14 protein-coding genes are annotated in these 18,799 nt (G+C 72.2%); 10 read left to right on the top strand and 4 right to left on the bottom strand.

Features of this window, described 5'->3' with window-relative positions; genetic code table 11:
- Window positions 1-5 precede the first annotated feature (5 nt).
- From A8711_RS01500 to A8711_RS01485, 4 genes are all read left to right on the top strand, one after another.
- A complete protein-coding gene (locus tag A8711_RS01500; RefSeq protein ID WP_069087259.1) occupies window positions 6-1,970 on the top strand; it encodes a penicillin-binding transpeptidase domain-containing protein in 1,965 nt (654 codons plus the stop codon).
- Between the two features lie 274 nt (window positions 1,971-2,244).
- The gene (locus tag A8711_RS01495; RefSeq protein ID WP_158629869.1) at window positions 2,245-3,558 is read left to right on the top strand and encodes a prenyltransferase/squalene oxidase repeat-containing protein; all 1,314 of its coding nucleotides are present in this window, start codon (window positions 2,245-2,247) and stop codon (window positions 3,556-3,558) included.
- The gene (locus A8711_RS01490) at window positions 3,555-4,853 is read left to right on the top strand and encodes a methyltransferase domain-containing protein (protein WP_043328781.1); all 1,299 of its coding nucleotides are present in this window, start codon (window positions 3,555-3,557) and stop codon (window positions 4,851-4,853) included. The genes A8711_RS01495 and A8711_RS01490 overlap by 4 nt, the downstream gene beginning before the upstream one ends.
- Window positions 4,854-4,855: 2 nt before the next feature.
- Complete coding sequence (locus A8711_RS01485) at window positions 4,856-5,740, top strand: hypothetical protein (RefSeq protein ID WP_064447796.1); 885 nt, start codon at window positions 4,856-4,858, stop codon at window positions 5,738-5,740.
- 12 nt (window positions 5,741-5,752) lie between these two features.
- On the opposite strand, the gene A8711_RS01480 is transcribed toward A8711_RS01485, so the two are convergent.
- The 3 genes from A8711_RS01480 to A8711_RS01470 form a co-directional block, all read right to left on the bottom strand.
- Window positions 5,753-7,027 carry an arginase family protein gene (locus A8711_RS01480; RefSeq protein WP_043328780.1) on the bottom strand — a complete coding sequence of 425 codons (1,275 nt, stop codon included), beginning with the start codon at window positions 7,025-7,027 and terminating at the stop codon, window positions 5,753-5,755.
- Between the two features lie 58 nt (window positions 7,028-7,085).
- The gene (locus tag A8711_RS01475; RefSeq protein WP_043328779.1) at window positions 7,086-8,003 is read right to left on the bottom strand and encodes a tetratricopeptide repeat protein; all 918 of its coding nucleotides are present in this window, start codon (window positions 8,001-8,003) and stop codon (window positions 7,086-7,088) included.
- 179 nt (window positions 8,004-8,182) lie between these two features.
- A complete protein-coding gene (locus tag A8711_RS01470) occupies window positions 8,183-9,871 on the bottom strand; it encodes a methylmalonyl-CoA mutase (RefSeq protein WP_043328778.1) in 1,689 nt (562 codons plus the stop codon).
- Between the two features lie 319 nt (window positions 9,872-10,190).
- Between A8711_RS01470 and A8711_RS01465 the strand changes: the two genes are divergently transcribed.
- Window positions 10,191-10,559: a hypothetical protein gene (locus A8711_RS01465; RefSeq protein WP_069087258.1), complete on the top strand. Its 369-nt coding sequence runs from the start codon at window positions 10,191-10,193 to the stop codon at window positions 10,557-10,559.
- 3 nt (window positions 10,560-10,562) lie between these two features.
- On the opposite strand, the gene A8711_RS01460 is transcribed toward A8711_RS01465, so the two are convergent.
- Entirely contained in the window at window positions 10,563-12,206 is a 1,644-nt protein-coding gene (locus tag A8711_RS01460; protein ID WP_069087257.1) for a PucR family transcriptional regulator, read from the bottom strand.
- Between the two features lie 106 nt (window positions 12,207-12,312).
- Between A8711_RS01460 and A8711_RS01455 the strand changes: the two genes are divergently transcribed.
- The 5 genes from A8711_RS01455 (at window position 12,313) to A8711_RS01435 (ending at window position 18,756) form a co-directional block, all read left to right on the top strand.
- Complete coding sequence (locus A8711_RS01455; protein WP_069087256.1) at window positions 12,313-13,845, top strand: CoA-acylating methylmalonate-semialdehyde dehydrogenase; 1,533 nt, start codon at window positions 12,313-12,315, stop codon at window positions 13,843-13,845.
- Between the two features lie 20 nt (window positions 13,846-13,865).
- On the top strand, window positions 13,866-15,197 hold the full coding sequence (locus A8711_RS01450) for an aspartate aminotransferase family protein (protein ID WP_069087255.1): 1,332 nt from the start codon (window positions 13,866-13,868) through the stop codon (window positions 15,195-15,197).
- A 116-nt stretch (window positions 15,198-15,313) separates the two neighbouring features.
- Complete coding sequence (locus A8711_RS01445; protein ID WP_064447801.1) at window positions 15,314-16,444, top strand: thiamine pyrophosphate-dependent dehydrogenase E1 component subunit alpha; 1,131 nt, start codon at window positions 15,314-15,316, stop codon at window positions 16,442-16,444.
- Between the two features lie 27 nt (window positions 16,445-16,471).
- Window positions 16,472-17,446, top strand: coding sequence for an alpha-ketoacid dehydrogenase subunit beta (locus A8711_RS01440; RefSeq protein ID WP_043328770.1), 975 nt, complete (start codon window positions 16,472-16,474; stop codon window positions 17,444-17,446).
- A 14-nt stretch (window positions 17,447-17,460) separates the two neighbouring features.
- Window positions 17,461-18,756 (top strand): dihydrolipoamide acetyltransferase family protein, encoded by a 1,296-nt coding sequence (locus A8711_RS01435; RefSeq protein WP_069087254.1) that lies wholly within the window; start codon window positions 17,461-17,463, stop codon window positions 18,754-18,756.
- Window positions 18,757-18,799 lie beyond the last annotated feature (43 nt).

The following is an 18,799-nucleotide window of genomic DNA, read 5'->3' as shown; positions in this document are numbered from 1 at the left end:
GCTTCATGCCCGTGTCGTACCCCGTCCGCCCCAGCCGTCACACCCGTCGTCGCCTCCTCGCGGGGCTGGCCGCCGCCCTGGTCACAGCGGGCGCGCTGACCGGCTGCTCCGGCGACGACGGCCCGGAGGCGGCCGTCGAGGCGTTCCTCGGCGGCTGGCGCTCCGGCGACCTGCAGGCGGTCGGCTTCATCCAGCCGGCCGGCGGGCGGGTGGCGGCCGGCGAGGTGACCAAGCAGCTCCAGGCGCTCGCCGGTGAGCTGGCCGCCAACCCGCCGGAGTTGACGCGCACCGGCGAGATCACCACCAAGGGCGACGTCGCCACCGCCCGGGTCAAGGTGAGCTGGGCGCTGCCCGGCGGCGCCCGCTGGGCCTACGAGAACCCGGTACGCCTCAAGCGCGGCGGCGACGACCAGTGGCAGGTGATCTGGGAACCGGCTGTGGTGCACGAGAAGCTGGAGAGCGGCGACCGGATCGCGCTGCGGCGGGAGCCGGCGCAGCGCGCCGGCGTGCTGGACGCCGCCGGCCAGCCGATCGTCGCGCCGCGCCCGGTGGTCCGGGTGCAGGTCGTTCCCGGCGAGGTCACCGACGTGCCCGGCCTGGTCAAGAAGCTGGACGCCGCGTTCAAGGCGATCCGGCCCGCGCTCAGCCCGCCGGTCGACCTGGGCGACCTGCCCAAGCGGCTCAAGGAGGCGAAGCCGGACGGGCTCGTCGAGGTGGTGACGCTGCGTGAGGACGCGTACCGGCAGATCAAGCCGCGCATCTACGAGCTGCCCGGCACCCGGTTCGCCACCGACCAGCTCATGCTGGCCCCGACGCGCGAGTTCGCCCGGGCGCTGCTCGGCTCGGTCGACCAGGCCACCGCCGACGACCTGCAGGCCCACCCCGAGCGGTACGCGCGCGGCGACCTGGTCGGCCACGGTGGCCTCCAGGGCCGGTACGACGAGCGGCTGCGCGGCGTCACCGGCGTCACCGTGATCACCGAGCGGACCACCCCGGACGGCAAGGTCGAGCCGACCGGCACGGAGCTGTACCGCGCCGACCCGAAGCCCGGTCAGCCGGTGAAGACCACCATCGACGTGGCGACCCAGAACGCTGCCGACGCCGCGTTGCGCGGGCAGACCCGCCGCTCCGCGCTGGTGGCGCTGCGGATCAGCGACGGCGCGGTGCTGGCCGCCGCGAACGGTCCCGGGGCGGCCGGCGAGAACCTCGCGTTCACCGCCCAGGTGCCGCCTGGCTCGACGTTCAAGATGGTCAGCGCGCTCGGCCTGATCGACCGGGGCGCGGTGACCCCGCAGACCACTGTGAACTGCCCGAAGACGGCGACGGTCGAGGGCCGCAGCTTCAAGAACTCGGACAACTTCGAGCTGGGCGCGGTGCCGTTCGCCACCGACTTCGCCAAGTCCTGCAACACCGCGTTCGTGGCGCTGGCGCCGAAGCTCGGCCCGGACGGGCTGGCGCAGGCCGGTCGTACGCTCGGCCTGGAGGCCGCGTGGGATCTCGGCGCGGACGCGTTCACCGGCAAGGTCTCCGCCAACGGCCCGGCCACCGAGCAGGCCGCCGCCGCGATCGGCCAGGGCACCACGCTGGTGAGCCCGCTGGCCATGGCGAGCGCCACCGCGGCCGTGGCCCGGGGCAAGTTCGAGCAGCCCAAGCTGCTTCTCGACCCGGCGCCGGCCAAGCCCGCGCCGGCCGGCGAGGCGCTCAAGCCGGAGTCGGTGACGGCGCTGAAGTCGCTGATGCGCGGGGTGGTCACAGCGGGCAGTGGCAGCGCGCTGGCGGATGTGCCCGGCGAGCCGGTGCACGGCAAGACCGGCACCGCGGAGTACGACAACAACCCGGCGAACACGCACGCCTGGTTCGTCGGGTGGCAGGGTGACGTGGCCTTCGCCGTCTTCGTCGAGCAGGGCGGGGCGGGCTCGAAGGTGGCGGCGCCGATCGCCGAGAAGTTCCTGCGCGGCCTCGCCCGCTAGCCCGCCTGCCCCGCCGTACGCGCACCGGGCGCAGCACTGTCGGATGTCCGGCATTCACTTGCGGTGGGGAAGCGGCGGCCGACGCGGCGACGAAACTCCGACACACCCTCGCAAATCCCTTGCGCTTTTTCTCGGACAGTCGTCGATCGGGTCATTACCGCAACCGACGGCCATCGACTCCCGTCATGACGGGTGGTGAACATCAAGACAGCGCTGTACGGTGCCGACACGCGCCCACAGGCGGCGATCCGCCCATCATCGCTGTGGAGATGAATTGGCACACCCAGTAGCAGCGCTCTCGGGAAAATCCCTGTCCGAATCCATCGACCGCGCCTTGTCCTGCCTTCGGGTCAACTTCCGGTCGCCCGAGGGCACGGCTGGTTGGTATCACTTCCTGGACGATCCCAATCCGGGAATCACCGCCTCCGCCGTCGGGCTGTTCACCTTCCGCATCGCGGGTCAGGAGTTCGAACGGGCTGACGAGATCATCAAATACCTGGTCGACCAGCAGATCGTCGATCCGGACGGCGGAGCGGGTGGCTGGGCCGTGAGAACCACCAACGGCTTCCCGATCATCGAGGCCACCGCGTGGGTGGTACGCGCGCTGAGCCCTCCCGGCACGGGTCGGCTCGCCGCGTCCGACGCATTGCGGGGTGGCGTGCGCTTCCTGGAAGAGAACCAGAACACCGACTTCGGTTGGGCCTCATACGCCGGTCAACCCTCACGAGTCTTCCACACCGCGCTGTGCATGCTGGCGCTCCAGGAGTGCGGCGGCCCGCCGCACGTCATCGACAACGCCAAGAAGTGGCTGATCGGGGCGCAGAGCCCCGACGCGCCGGCCTGGGGCCCGTTGCCCGGCGCTCCGCCCACCCTCCTGCACACCAGCTTCGCACTGCTCGCCCTCTCCCAACTCGAGGGCGCGCTGAGCGTCAACACGATCAGCAAGACGACCGACTGGATCCTCGAACGGCTGGAGGCGGGCGAGCACGTCGAGCGGTCGTCGACGGTGGAGGAGTTCGACGTCCCGTACCCGGACGGGGACCGCCAGACGGTGTTCCAGAATGTCCTGCCGCACTTCGCCGGCCCGATCGCCGTCACCGCTCTCCTGGCGGCCGGCGTCGACCCGCTGCAACCCAAACTGTTCACGGCGGCTTCCGCGATCATGCGGGATCAGGGTCCGACCGGCGCCTGGGAACTGCCACGCAGCCCGTTACGGGAGTCCATCTGGGCGATCTGGCCCTTCGTCTCGGCCCTGTCGAAGATGCGGGAGGCGGTGTTCCCCGGACGGACCGGCGAGGCTCAGCTCCTCTACCCGGGTTGCGCCCTGGTACAGACACAGGTGAGCGCGAGGAGGCTGACCAGCGCCCTGTTGATGCGCAACTTCCTGCTGAACTGGGTACGCCGACGCAAGGTGACGCTCGCACTGTGGTCGATCGGGGTCGTCTATTCGATCGGCGCGGTGGTCCTCTACCTGACCAGAGCCGTCGATCGCACCGAGTTTCTGGTCGGTCTCATCCTCCCCGCGCTGCTGCTGATCTTCCAACTGATCTGGGGGGCACGCCGGCGGCGCGGAGGGCAAGGGCAGTGACGGGCGGACCGGCCGACAGCTGCGAGATGTGCCGGGAGGTCAGGCGCAACACCGTTGGCGCGTCCGGCCTCGACGATCCCTCGCCGCCCCGGCTCGTCATGCGGTGGTCGGGCCTCGACGTCATGGCCGGACTCGGCTCCCTGACTCCGGGCTACGCCCTGGTCGTACCGCACCGTCACGCGCCGAGCAGCGGCGACCTCCCCGCCGGGGAACGGTCCCGGCTGCACGTCCTGGCCCGCGCCGTCGCCGCCCAGATCGAGCGCGTCTTCGCCTGCCGGGTGACTCTGGTCGAACACGGCTCGTCGGGCAAGGAGGCCGGTCACCGCGGCGGCGGCTGCATCACCCACTGTCACATCCATTTGTTTCCGCTCCCGCCGGAGGCGGATGCCCGCGCGCTGGTTCCGCCCGGCGCCCACCCCGTCGACGGCCTCGGCCCATTGATCAAGGCGGCCGACGCCCGCAGGAACTACTACTACTGCTCGTGGGCACCGTCCTTCCACTATCTGACCCTCGAACCTCCTGCGGTTTCGCAGTACGCGCGACGTGTCTGGGCCGAAATCGTGGGCCTGCCGGACACCTGGGACTGGGCCGCTTTTCCCTATATTGAGAACTGCCACATCACCATTAGGGAACTCCGACGGGACGAGGCGCGGATGAACGAGACGATTGGTGCCGAGGTCCTGGACGAGACGCTGGCCACCTACGAGAACAACGCCGCGCGCTACGCGGCGGACACCGAACAGTTCGCGGACGACTCCGCGCTTCCCCACCAGATCGACCACCTGCTCGATGCGACCACCGGTCCGGTACTGGACGCCGGGGCGGGCGCGGGTCGGGACGCACACTACATGGCGGCCAGGGGCCGTCCCGTCGTCGCCATGGACGCCTCTGCCTCCCTGCTCACCCAGGTCAAGTGGAGCGCCCCGTTCTCACGGCTGGTGGCCGACATCAGGGACATCCCACTGGCCGACTGCTCCGTCGGCGCGATCTGGTGTTCGGCGGTCCTGCTGCATCTCGGCGGTGCGGACGTACGACGGTCGCTCGACGAGCTGCACCGGGTGCTGAGACCCGGGGGCATCATGCAGATCTCGGTCAAGGAGGGCCGAGGGCTCGTCAGCGAGCAGCTGGGCGAATCGGGCGAGGTCCGGCACTTTTTCCTGTACGAGCTGCCCGAGCTGCGCGCTCTGGTAGAGGAGGCCGGCTTCGAGGTGACCCGGGCCTGGACCGAGGAGGAGAGCAACTCGGGCCGATCCGCGCAGAGCTGGGTAAAGGTGCTGGCTACGAGGAGGTACTGACCGTGCTGCCCCACCTCCATCTGCACCTCGAACCCCAGCAGCGCAAACGTCTACAGGTGGGCCTGACTCCCGCCGAGCATCGCCGGGATCCGGCGGCCTTCTTCGCCGCGCACGACGTCGGCAATCGCGGACGGCTCCCGGTATCGGCGGACGACTTGCGATCGTTCATCCGGCAGATGCACGAGGAGCAGCGCCGGGAAGGGGTGGATCACGTCGAACTCCGGCTCTCGCCGCGGCGGTTCGTGTGGGACGGCATGCCACTGGCCGCGTTCCTCCGCGTCGCGCACACCACAATGGAGTCGCTGGAGCGCCCGTCGGTCCGGGGGATTCTCCTGATCAACCGGGACAGCGACGAGGAGTTCGTTCGCGCCTGCACGGGCGCGCTGGCCGACCTTCCGGCCACCTTCGTGGGCATCGACCTCGCCGGCGACGAGAGCAGGTACGACGACACGGCTCCGTTCCGGGGCCTGTTCCGCGCCGCCCGCGAGTCGGGGCTCGGCGTCACGGTGCACGCCGGGGAGTTCGGGCACCTGGATGGCGTATGGCGTGCCCTGGACGAACTCGGCGCGCAGCGTTTGGGCCACGCGGTCGCCGCCGCCCGCAGCCCGTCGCTGCTCAAGCGGTTGGGAAACGACGGTGTGCTCGTCGAGGTGTCGATCTCATCGAATCTGGCCCTGGGCGCGGTCGACGCGGCCCACGCCCACCCGGTGCGGACCTTCCTCGACGCGGGTGTGCCGGTCTGCTTCAACACGGACGTCCCGTTGGAGAGCGGGGCTACGCTTCCGGAGGAGATGGCGTCGGCGGCGAGGCTGCTCCATCTGAGCGTCGCCGAGGTGACCGCCGTGCAGCGGAAGGCGGCGGCGTTCGTGTTCCGACGGCCGGGCTGAACTGCCGCGCGATCAGTCGATGCCCGCGGACGACGGCGGGGTGTCCTTCGGTGCGTCCTCGTCGGTCTGGGGCACCCGACGCAGCAGCCCGGAGGAGACCGCGGCGGCTGGCCCGATCGGCTCAACGGCGACGGCCGGCACCGGCGTCTCCAACGACGCCGAGGCGAGCCCTCCGGACGTCGGCGCTGAGGCGAGATCCGGCTCGTCCGCCGCCAGGCCGGAGCCGAGCCCGGCGGTCCCGGCCGCCGGATCCGCGTCCCGCTCTGCGGCGTCGCCGTTCGGCGATAGGAAGCTGCCCGCCCGGGTTGCCTCCGCGTACCGTGCGCGCTGGGGCGGCGGGCCGGGCGGCAGCAGACGGGGCGGAACGGCGCCCGGCGCGACGACCGGGGCGAGCCCGGCCACCACCGTGTTCACGATCTCGGCCGCGTACGCCCCGTCCGGGTCGTAGTCGGGATCGAAGACGGTCAGCTCGACGCCGAGGCAGTGCGGGGTGTCGACCAGCCCGGCCAGCAGGATCTCCAGCTCGGCGAAGGCGATGCCACCGGGGTCGGGCGCGTCCACGGCGGGCATCACCGCCGGGTCGAGCACGTCGACGTCGATGTGCACCCAGTAGCCGGCGCAGTCGACGAGTTGCTCGTGCGCCCACTGGGCGGTCCGGGCCGCGCCCTCGGCGCGCAGCGCCGGCACCGGCCGGGTGGTGATGCCGGCGGCCTGCAGGTCGAGGCGGTACTCGTCCTGCGCGCGGATGCCGAGCACCACCACGTCGATGTCCCGGAAGTAGGGCCGCCGCCCCTCGATGGCCGCCAGGTCGGGCTGCCCCCGCCCGGTGACCAGCGCCAGGTCCTCCCCGGCGGCCGCGCCGACGTAGGAGGCGTTGCCGGGGTGCCGGAAGTCGGAGTGGCCGTCGACGAAGACCAGGCCGATCCGCCCGCCGACCGCCTCGCCGAGGCGGTGCATGGCCAGCCCGGAGCCGAGCAGCACCGAGCAGTCGCCGCCGAGCACCAGCGGGAACTCGCCCCGGTCGATGATCGCGCCGATCCGGTCGGCGAGCGCCAGCGAGTACGCGGAGATCTCCGGCGCGTGGCAGACGCCGTCGCCGGGTCGCCAGTCCCCCGGGTCGTACCGGGGCGGGGTCAGGCAGCCGGCGTCTCGGGCCCGCAGCCGGGCGAGCAGGCCGTGGTCGCGCAGCGCGCCCGGCGCCTTGGCGCATCCGGGCACGGAGCTGGCGGTGGGTGGGCGCAGCCCGAGGTTCGTCGGCGCGTCGAGGACGGCGATCCGGCGCATCATGGGCTCCCGTCCTCGGTGGTCGGGCGGGCCGGCGGTGCGCCGGCCCGCGCGGGTTGACTCAGAACAGCGCGCTGGCCAGGGCGCGTCGGGCGGAGGCCACGGCGGGGTCGTCCGGGCCGGCGATGGTGAACAGGCCGAGCAGGTGCTGGCGTACCCGGTCCCGGTCGTCCCCGGCGGTGCGCCGGACCAGGCCGACGAGCCGCTGGTACGCCTGGTCGGCGAGGCCGCTGAGCACCTCGATGTCGGCGGCCAGCAGTTGGGCGTCCACGTCGTCGGGGGCGGCGGCTGCGGCGTCCAGCGCGCCCTGCGGGTCGGCGCCGGCGACCCGGCGGGCCAGCCCGACCTGCGCCAGGCCCGCCTCCGCCGCCGCGTCGGCCGGGGACTCGGCGAGGATCTTCCGGTACGCCGCCTCGGCCGCGTCGAGGTCACCGCTCATCAGCGCGTCGTCGGCGGCGTCGAGGCGCGGGTCCTCCGGTTCGGCGACGGTGACGCCACCGGCCTTGAGCACGGCCTGGAGCCACTGTCGCAACTGCGACTCGGGCACCGGGCCGGGGAAGGCGTCGATCGGGCGGCCACCGACGATGGCGTACGTGGTGGGCAGCGCCTGGAGCTGGAACATCTGCGCGAGCCGCGGCTGCTGCTGCACGTCGACCCGGGCCAGCAGCCACGCTCCGCCGCCCTCGGCGGCCAGCTTCTCCAGCACCGGGGCGAACTGGTCGCTCTCCGGGTAACCGGCGGCGCCGAAGAAGACCACTACCGGTGTGGTGAGCGAGCGTTCGAGCACCTCGGACTGGATGTTCGCCTCGGTCACGTCGATCACGGCGGCGGAGCCGGCGGGGCTGCCCGGCAGCCCGGCGGGCGTGCCGCCCGGAGACGGTGTGGCGGTGGAGGTGTCGGCAGGTGCGGGGGTGCGCAGCGCGCTGAGGTCGACCGCGCCGCGGGTGAAGATCGACGAGGTGATCCGTGGGTCGCTCATGGTTGTCTAGTCTCGCACGTACGCGACGGATCTCCGACCAGCCGCGACGGCGACAGTCACCACTCTCCCCCAGCTCAGCCCGCCCGTAAGGAAGGGCCCCTTGTTAACGCCTGCGGTAGAGGAAGGGCCCCTTGTTAACAGCAGCTGTTAACAAGGGGCCCTTCCTTACAAAGCGGCGGTCAGAAGCGGGCGGGCTCGCGGTAGACGCCCCACTCGGTGCGGAGGGCGTCGCAGATCTCGCCGAGGGTGGCCTCGGCGCGGACCGCGTCGAGCATGGCGGGGATCATGTTCTCGCCGCTGCGGGCCACCTCGACCATCCGCGCCACGGCGGCGGTGACGGCGGCGTCGTCGCGGGCCGACTTGCGCTCGGCCAGCACCCGGCGCTGCTCCAGCTCCACCTCGTGCGAGATGCGCAGGATCTCCAGGTCCTTGGCGACGGTGCCGGTGTGGCAGTTGACGCCGACGATCTTCTTGTCGCCCTTCTCCAGCGCCTGCTGGTAGGCGAACGCCGACTCGGCGATGTGCCCGGTGAACCAGCCGTCCTCGATGCCGCGCAGGATGCCGGAGGTCATCGGGCCGATGGCGTGCGGGCCCTCGCCGCCGAGCTGCTTGATCCGGGCGAAGATCTCCTCCGCCTCGGCCTCGATCCGGTCGGTGAGCGCCTCGACGTACCAGGCGCCGCCGAGCGGGTCGGCCACATTGGTCACCCCGGTCTCCTCCATCAGCACCTGCTGGGTACGCAGGGCGATCTCGGCCGACTCGTCGGTGGGCAGGGCGAGCGTCTCGTCGAGGGCGTTGGTGTGCAGCGAGTTGGTGCCGCCGAGCACCGCGGCCAGGGCCTCCACGGCGGTCCGTACCACGTTGTTGACCGGCTGCTGCGCGGTGAGCGACACTCCGGCGGTCTGCGTGTGGAACCGCAGCCACTGCGCCTTCTCGCTGGTGGCGCCGTACACGTCGCGCAGCCAGCGGGCCCAGATCCGGCGGGCGGCGCGGAACTTGGCGATCTCCTCGAAGAAGTCCACATGGGAGTCGAAGAAGAAGCTCAGGCCGGGGGCGAACGTGTTCACGTCGAGCCCGCGCGACAGGCCCAGCTCGACGTACCCGAACCCGTCGGCCAGCGTGTACGCCAGCTCCTGCGCGGCGGTCGAGCCGGCCTCGCGGATGTGGTAGCCGGAGACGGACAGCGGCTTGTACCGGGGGATCTCCCGGGCGCAGTACTCCATCAGGTCGCCGATGAGGCGCAGGTGCGGCTCGGGGTCGAACAGCCACTCCTTCTGCGCGATGTACTCCTTGAAGATGTCCGTCTGGAGCGTTCCGTCCAGTGTGGACAGATTGGCGCCCTGCCGTTCGGCGGCGACCAGGTACATGCAGAAGACCGGCACGGCCGGACCGGAGATGGTCATCGAGGTGGTCACGCCGGCCAGGTCGATGCCGTCGAACAGCACCTCCATGTCGGCGGCCGAGTCGACGGCGACACCGCAGTGGCCGACCTCGCCGAGCGACTGCGGGTCGTCGGAGTCGCGTCCCATCAGCGTCGGCATGTCGAAGGCGACGGAGAGCCCGCCGCCACCGGCGCCGAGGATCATCTTGTACCGCTCGTTGGTCTGCCGGGCGTTGCCGAAACCGGCAAACTGCCGGATGGTCCAGGTCCGCCCGCGGTAGCCGGTCGGGTACAGACCTCTGGTGTACGGGAACTCGCCCGGCCAGCCGATCCGGTCGAAGCCCGGGTACGCCGCGCCCTCCGGCGGGCCGTACACCGGTTCGACGCTCATGCCGGACAGCGTGGTGAAGTCCGCGTCGCGCTTGCGGGCGGCGTCGTAGCGGGCCTGCCAGCGGGCCCGACCGGCGGCGATCTCGTCAGCGTCCATGCGCGGAGCTCCTTCTCAAGTCGTCGTCCCAAGCCCGAGTGTAGAGCGAGATCCTGAACGATCCTTAAGTGCATGCGTACCGGCCGGTAACTCGCAGGCGCCCGGCGCGAAGCCTCACCACGATCGTCGATCCGCAGGTCAGAGCGCTGTCTCACGTGCCGGACGGCTTGCCGCCGGAGCCTCCCCGGCGGCCCGGAGACGTGCCACACTCCCCGCCGTGGGCATGCACATCGCGATCGGGCCGATTACCTAGGCGGCGTACGCCTTCGCGTGCGTCGCCGGCCAAGCCACCCTGTCGGCTCGACACTGTGAGGCTCCCGTGACCACGTTCCCGTTTCCCCCCGACACCGTCGATCGCCGGCTTCCCGGCCCGGCCGTCCGGCCGCACGACGACTCCCCCGCCGGCGCGTGCACGATGGTGGTGCACCTCGGCCCCGGGCACTCCACCACCGGCCTGCTCAAGGTGCTGTCCGTCCTGCACTCACGCCGGGTCGCGGTGACGCACGTCCAGTACGTGCAGTGCCCGGACCGATCGGCGGTGATAATCGTGGAGTGCTCCCCCGCCACGGCGTCGCTGGAGACGGTACGCAAGAGCGTCGCGAGGGCGATCCCGGTCGTCAGCGTCAGCGTGCACACCTCGCCCACCCGCGACGGTGTGCGGCGCCCCCGGGCCCGTCGCGGCAGGTGACAGTCAGCCCGCGGCACCGGAGATGCCGCCGCCGCGCATGACGTCGCGGGCGGTGAGCGCCACGTGCAGCGACAGGCGCCGCTCGCTCGAATCCAGGTCGACGCCGAGCACCCGCTCGATCAACTGCAACCGCTGGTACAGCGCGGAGCGGGACAGCGACATCTCCTCCGCCGCACGCCGCTTGTTGCGCCCCTCGACCAGGTACGCCTCCAGCAGCGCCACGTGGTTCGTGCCGTGCCGCTCGTCGTAGGAGAGCAGCGGGCCCAGTTCGCGCTCGACGAACGTCTGCAGACGCACGTCGTCGCGCAGCAGGTACAGCAGGCCCCGGAGGCGGACGTCGAGGAGCCGGTAGAAGGGCCGGGGCTCGGCGGTGTGCGCCGTGGCGTCGGCCACCTGGGCCGCCTCGATCAGCGAGCGCCGCGCCAGGTCCAGCGACCTGACCACTGATCCGGCGGCGACCACGACGTCCGACCCGGCCCGCAGGCCCGCCCGGGTGAGCGCGGTGGACAGGCCGAGCAACGCGGCCTCGTCGGACTCGGCGTCGGTGAGGGCGACGAGCACGGTGACCTCCGCACCACCGAGCCCGTCGACGTCCCCGGCCAGCGCCGACAGCCCGCAGTCGCGCACCGCCGTCTCCACCGCGTCCAGCAGTTCCCGGCGGCGCGCGTTCATCTCGGCGCCGGGCCCCGGGCCCGGCCGGCGCCGGCGGACCACCACCCCGAGCAGCCGCCGCTGTTCCAGCGGCACACCGAGTCCGCGCGCCCGCAGCGCCACGTCCCGGGTCGGCGCGGAGTGGTTGACGATGCTCCACAGCAGGCTGCTGCGCGCCTGCCGTTCGACAGACGAGTCGTCCCGGGCGACGAGCTGGTTCAGCGCGATGGTGGACGCGGCGCGCTCCAGCAGGACGCTCGTCCGGGCCGGCGGCTCCTGGTCGCACAGCAGCACCAGCCGCCCCCACCTGTTGCCCCGCGCCTCCACGCCGGTCACCAGCCAGCCCGAACGCGGCTCGTAGCCGGTGCCGGACGGGACCTCGACCGCGCGTGAGCGGGTCTCCCAGCGGTCGAGCAGCTCCTCGGCCGACAGCGGGCCGGTCTCGTACGCCAGCACCTGGTGGGAGAGGTTCTCCAGCACCACGGGACGCCGGGACAGACGGGTGACCTCGCGGAGCACCTGCCGGGGCTCCGCGCCCTCCACCGACAGCTCGGTGAAGATCCGGTGGATCTCGTCCTTCGCGAGCAGCTCGGCGGTCTGCTCCTCGACGATCACCGAGTGGACCACCTCGGTCACCGCCACGAACCGCATCTCCCGCTGGAGCGCGACGAGCGGCAGGTTCCGGCTGCGGGCCTGCTCGACGAGCGCGGCCGGCAGCGTCCCGCCGAACCGGCGGCCCAGCTCGACCACGACCCCGGCCGCGCCGACCGCCGCCAGGCCGTCGATCCACCGGCGCAGCCCGTCGTCGTCCGGCGGCAGGCCGATACCGGTGGTCAGCACCAGCTCCCCGCCGCGGAGCAGGTCGGCGATCTCCGGGATCTCGGCCACGTGCACCCAGCGCACCGGAGCGTCCAGGCGGTCCCGCCCGGCCATGACACGCGGCCCGGCCTGCTGCAACGCCGGCAGTTCGAGCACGTCGCGAACCGTCATCGGCATCAGACCGTCTCCCTCCTCGCTCCGGCGCACAGTATGTGTGCTTCTCCCGGGCGGGAACGACACAGTGCCCATTGCCCGGGCCTGGGGAAGCGCAGATGATCCGGGCATGACCCAGACAGCACCCGGCACCGTGCCCGCTCCCGTCCCGCTGGAGCGGGTGACCCACTGGATCGACGGCAAGGCGTTCGCCGGCGTCACCGAGCGTACGGCCCCAGTCTACGATCCGGCGCTGGGCACGGTCCGGACGGAGGTGCCGCTGGCCTCCGTCGACGAGGTGGACCAGGCGGTCGCCTCCGCCGCCGCCGCGTTCGCCTCCTGGCGGAACTCGTCGCTGACCAAGCGCACCCAGGTGCTGTTCGCGTTCCGGGAGCTGGTGAACCAGCACAAGCAGGAACTGGCCGAGCTGATCACGGCCGAGCACGGCAAGGTCGTCTCGGACGCCCTGGGCGAGGTCACCCGCGGCCTGGAGGTCGTCGAGTTCGCCTGCGGCATCCCGCACCTGCTCAAGGGCGGCTACTCCGAGGGCGTGTCCACGAACGTGGACGTCTACTCCATCCGGCAGCCGGTCGGCGTCTGCGCCGTCATCTCCCCGTTCAACTTCCCGGTGATGGTCCCGATGTGGTTCGTGCCGATCGCCATCGCGGCCGGCAACGCCGTCGTGCTCAAGCCCAGCGAGAAGGACCCGTCCGCGTCGCTGCTCGTCGCCCGGCTCTGGGAGCAGGCCGGCCTGCCCGCCGGCGTGTTCAACGTGGTGCACGGCGACAAGGTCGCTGTCGACCGGCTGCTGGAGCACCCCGATGTCAAGGCCGTGTCGTTCGTCGGCTCCACCCCGATCGCCCGGTACGTGTACGAGACCGGCACCCGCAACGGCAAGCGCGTACAGGCCCTCGGCGGCGCGAAGAACCACATGGTGGTGCTGCCGGACGCCGACCTCGACCTGGCCGCCGACGCGGCGGTCAACGCCGGGTTCGGCTCGGCCGGCGAGCGGTGCATGGCGATCTCCGCCCTGGTGGTCGTCGAGCCCGTCGCCGACGACCTGGTGGCGCGCATCCGCGAGCGCATCGCCGGCCTGAAGATCGGTGACGGCCGCCGCTCCTGCGACATGGGGCCGCTGGTCACCCGGGAGCACCGCGACCGGGTCGCGTCGTACCTGGACGCGGGCGTCGAGGCCGGCGCCGAACTGGTGGTGGACGGGCGGAAGGTGCAGGTCGACGGCGACGAGTCCGGGTTCTGGCTCGGGCCGAGCCTGCTGGACCGGGTCTCGCCGGAGATGAGCGTGTACACCGACGAGATCTTCGGGCCGGTGCTGTCCGTGGTGCGGGTCGGCAGCTACGACGAGGCGCTCAAGCTGGTGAACTCCAACCCGTACGGCAACGGGACCGCCATCTTCACCAACGACGGCGGCGCGGCCCGCCGGTACCAGAACGAGGTCGAGGTCGGCATGGTCGGCGTCAACGTGCCGATCCCGGTGCCGATGGCCTACTACTCGTTCGGCGGCTGGAAGGACAGCCTCTTCGGCGACTCCCACGCCCACGGCGCCGAGGGCGTGCACTTCTTCACCCGCGGCAAGGTCGTCACCTCCCGCTGGCTCGACCCCAGCCACGGCGGAATCAACCTCGGCTTCCCCGAGAACGTCTGAGCAGCGGGAGAGACGCGACAATGAGCACCAGCGCACGCCGCACCTACGAACTCGACCGCGCCCACGTCTTCCACTCCTGGTCGGCCCAGGCCCTGCTCGACCCGATGGTCGTCGAGCGCGCCGAGGGCTCGTACTTCTGGGACGGCGACGGGAACCGCTACCTGGACTTCTCCTCCCAGCTCGTCAACACCAACATCGGCCACCAGCACCCGGCGGTCGTGGCGGCGATCCAGGAGCAGGCCGCCAAGCTGTGCACCATCGCGCCGTCGTACGCCAACGACGCCCGCAGCGAGGCGGCCCGGCTGATCGCCGAGCGGACCCCGGCGGGCCTGGAGAAGGTGTTCTTCACAAACGGCGGCGCGGACGCGATCGAGCACGCCGTCCGGATGGCCCGGCTGCACACCGGCCGGCCGAAGGTGCTGTCCCAGTACCGCAGCTACCACGGCGGCACCCAGACCGCGGTGAACCTGACCGGCGACCCGCGTCGCTGGCCCAGCGACAACGGCACCGCCGGGGTCGTGCACTTCTTCGGCCCGTTCCTGTACCGGTCGGAGTTCGGCGCCACGACCGAGGAGGAGGAGAGCCGGCTCGCGCTGCGCCACCTCGAACGCGTCGTGGAGATGGAGGGCCCGTCCACCATCGCCGCGATCGTGCTGGAGACCGTGCCGGGCACCGCCGGCATCATGCCGCCGCCGCCGGGCTTCCTGGCCGGCGTACGCGAGCTGTGCAACAGGCACGGCATCCTCTACATCGCCGACGAGGTGATGGCGGGGTTCGGGCGTACCGGCGCCTGGTTCGCCATCGACCACTACGGCGTGACGCCCGACCTGATCACCTTCGCCAAGGGCGTGAACTCCGGTTACGTGCCGCTCGGCGGGGTGGTGATCGCCGACCACGTCGCCGACACGTTCGCCACCCGCCCCTACCCCGGCGGGCTGACCTACTCCGGCCACCCGCTGGCCACCGCCGCCGCCGTCGCGACCATCAACGCGATGCGGGACGAGGGCATCGTCGAGAACGCCGCCCGGATCGGCGCGGACGTGCTCGGCCCGGGGCTGCGCGAGATCGCCGAGCGGCACCCGAGCGTCGGGGACGTACGCGGGCTCGGCGTCTTCTGGGCGCTGGAACTGGTCCGCGACCGCGAGACCCGGGAGCCGCTGGCGCCGTACGGGGCCTCGTCGCCGGAGATGAACGACGTGCTGGCCGAGTGCAAGCGGGGCGGCCTGGTCGTGTTCGCCAACTTCAACCGGATCCACGTGGTGCCGCCCTGCACCGTGTCGGAGACGGAGGCCAAGGCGGGACTGGCGGTCCTCGACGAGGCGCTGACACTCGCCGACCGGCACACGGTCTAGACGTACGCCCATCACCGCCCGCCGGGTCCACTCCGGCGGGCGGTCCCATATCCGAGATCCGCGAGACGGCCGGCGACCCCGGTGACGCGGAGACCGACGCACCCAGAAGGTGACGAATGACTACCGTAGATCTCGCCGACCCACCGGTCACCAACCCCTTCACCGGCACCACCGACCTTCCGCGCGCCGCCGAGGGCTGGACCCAGCTCGTCACCCCGGACGGACGCCTGCACCCGGACGTGGACGTCGACCGAGACGCCCTCGGCCGCCTCACCCGCGACCTGTACCGGGGGATGCGGCTGGCCCGCCGCCTCGACGACGAGGCGTTCGCGTTGCAGCGACAGGGCGAGCTGGGCCTGTGGCTGCAGTGCCGTGGCCAGGAGGCCGCACAGGTCGGCTCCGTCGCGGCGGTACGCGCCGACGACTACGTCTTCCCGAGCTACCGCGAGCACGCGGCGGCGCTGTGGCGCGGCATCGGCCCGGCCGACCTGCTCCGGCAGTGGCGCGGCGTCGCGCACAGCGGCTGGGACCCGGAGCCGTACTCGTTCCACATCTACACGCTGGTGCTGGCCGCGCAGCTGCTGCACGCCACCGGGTACGCGCTCGGCGTGCAGCGCGACGGCAGCGACACGGTGGTAGTGACGTACTTCGGTGACGGCGCGGCCAGTGAGGGCGACGCGAGCGAGGCAATGAACATCGCCGCCGTCAACGCCGCCCCGATGGTGTTCTTCTGCCAGAACAACCAGTGGGCCATCTCCACGCCGACCGCGTCGCAGACGCGTACCCCGATCCACCGGCGCGGCGCCGGGTTCGGCCTGCGCAGCGAGTGGGTCGACGGCAACGACGTGCTGGCGGTGTACGCGGTGACGTCGGCGGTGACCGAGCACGCCCGCGCCGGCGCCGGCCCCGCGATCGTCGAGGCCACCACGTACCGGATGGGCGGGCACAGCACGTCCGACGACCCGACCCGGTACCGCACCGACGACGAGTTGGAAGCCTGGCGGGCGCGGGACCCGCTGGCCCGGGTCGAGGCGCTGATGCGCGCCGAGGGCTGGAGCGACGAGACGTTCCTCGGCCAGATCCAGGCCGAGGCGGACGAACTCGCCGACCGGACCCGCCGGGAGTGCCTGGCCCTGACGGCCCCGGACCTCGCGGACGCCTTCGCCACGGTGCTGTCCGACGTGCCCCAGCTTCTGCGGGAGGAGCGCGACGCGTTCGTCGCCTACCGCGGCTCCTTCCTCGACTGACGTCCGCCCCGATCGGAGAACTCGTTCATGCTCACTCTCTGTCAGGCACTGAACAGCGGCCTGCGCCGCGCCATGGAGGACGACGACAAGGTCCTCCTGATGGGCGAGGACGTCGGCCGGCTCGGCGGCGTCTTCCGGGTCACCGACGGTCTGCAGAAGGACTTCGGCGAGGCCCGGGTGGTGGACACCACCCTCGCCGAGTCCGGGATCATCGGCACCGCCATCGGGCTGGCGCTGCGCGGGTACCGCCCGGTCTGCGAGATCCAGTTCGACGGCTTCGTCTACCCCGCGTTCAACCAGATCGTCTCCCAGCTCGCCAAGATGCGGGCCCGCACCGGCGGCCGTACCGCCCTGCCGGTGGTGGTGCGCATCCCGGTCGGCGGCGGCATCGGCGCGGTGGAGCACCACAGCGAGTCGAACGAGGCGTACTTCGCGCACACCGCCGGGCTGCGGGTCGTCTACTGCGCCAGCCCGGACGACGCGCACTGGATGATCCGCCAGGCCGTCGCCGGTGACGACCCGGTGATCTTCTACGAGCCGAAGCGCCGCTACTGGGTCAAGGGCGAGGTGACACCGGAGGACGCCGGGCCGCCGATGCCGCTTCACCGCGCCCGCGTCGTGCGTCCCGGTGCCGACGTCACGCTGCTGACGTACGGCGGCACCGTCGCCACCTGCGTCGCCGCCGCCGAGGCCGCGGCGCAGGAGGGCCGCGACATCGAGGTGATCGACCTGCGGTCCATCTCCCCGCTGGACGTGGCGACCATCGAGGAGTCGGTCCGCCGTACCGGGCGGGCGGTGGTGGTCCACGAGGCCCCCACGTTCGCCGGGTTCGGCGCCGAGGTCGTCGCGCAGGTGACGAGCCGGTGCTTCTACTCGCTGGAGGCGCCGGTCGAGCGGGTCGGCGGGTTCAACCTGCCGTACCCGCCGGCCAAGGTCGAGGAGGAGTACCTGCCCGACCTGGACCGGATCCTCGACGCCGTCGACCGCGTCCTGGCCGCGTGAAGGGAGAGGTACCAGTGAGCGTTCAGCAGTTCCGCCTGCCCGACGTCGGCGAGGGCCTCACGGAGGCCGAGATCGTCACCTGGCGGGTCGCTCCGGGCGATCCGGTCGGCCTCAACGACATCCTGGTGGACATCGAGACGGCAAAGGCCGTCGTCGAGCTGCCCAGCCCGTACGCCGGGGTGGTGGACCGCCTGCTCGCCGAGGAGGGGCAGACCGTCGAGGTCGGCGCGCCGATCATCGCGATCCGGGTGCCGGGGGACGGCCCGGCGACGCCCGCCGACGAGCCCGCGGCCGCGCCGCCGACCGCTGACGAACCGGCCGTTGACGAGCCGGCGGCGGAACGTACCGCGGTGCTCGTGGGCTACGGGGTGTCCGCCCAGGCGCGGACCCGCCGGCCCCGCCGCGCCACGCCGTCGGTCCGCCCGGCCGAGCCGGCCCGCCGGCCGCACACGTCCCGGCCGCCGGTGCTCACCAAGCCGCCGCTGCGCAAGCTCGCGAAGGACCTCGGCGTGGAACTGGCCGACGTGCGCGGCAGCGGCCCCGGCGGCCGGATCACGCGCCAGGACCTGCTCGACCACACCACCGGCCCCGCGCCGGTGGCCGAGCACCGCAGCGACGAGCGCCTGCCCGTACGCGGGGTGCGCAAGGCGACGGCCGCCGCCATGGTCGCCAGCGCGTTCACCGCGCCGCACGTCACGGAGTTCCTCACCGTCGACATGACCGGCACCGTCGAGTTCGTGGACCGGCTGAAGCAGGACCCGTCCTTCCAAGGCATCAAGGTCAGCCCGCTGCTCGTGGCGTCGCTGGCGCTGCTGGACGCGATCCGCCGGCACCCGGACGTCAACGCCCGGTGGGACGAGGAGAACCAGGAGATCGTCCGGTTCGCCGACGTCAACCTCGGCATCGCCGCCGCGACGCCGCGCGGCCTGCTGGTGCCGAACGTCAAGGCCGCGCAGACCCTTCCGGTACGGGACCTCGCGGTCGCGCTGAACGAGCTGGCAGCCACCGCGCGGGAGGGCCGCACCCGTCCCGCCGACCTGGCCGGCGGCACCGTCACCATCACCAACATCGGAGTGTTCGGGGTGGACGCGGGCACCCCGATCCTCAACCCCGGTGAGGCGGCGATCCTCTGCCTCGGCGCGCTGCGCCGCATGCCGTGGGTCGTCGACGAGCAGGTCGTTCCCCGGTGGACGGTGCAGTTGTCGCTGTCGTTCGACCACCGGCTCGTGGACGGGGAGCTGGGCAGCCGGGTGCTCGCCCACGTCGGGCGGTTCCTGGAGGACCCGCTGTGGGGCCTGGCCCTGCGCTGAGGCCCCGGTAGACAGACGGCGCGTGGACGGACAACGAGGTCCG

The sequence above is a fragment of the Micromonospora sp. II genome (assembly GCF_001709195.1).
Taxonomy (GTDB): domain Bacteria; phylum Actinomycetota; class Actinomycetes; order Mycobacteriales; family Micromonosporaceae; genus Micromonospora; species Micromonospora chalcea.
The sequence above is the reverse complement of the archived record's forward strand: the minus strand, read 5'-3'. Positions and strand labels throughout refer to the sequence as shown.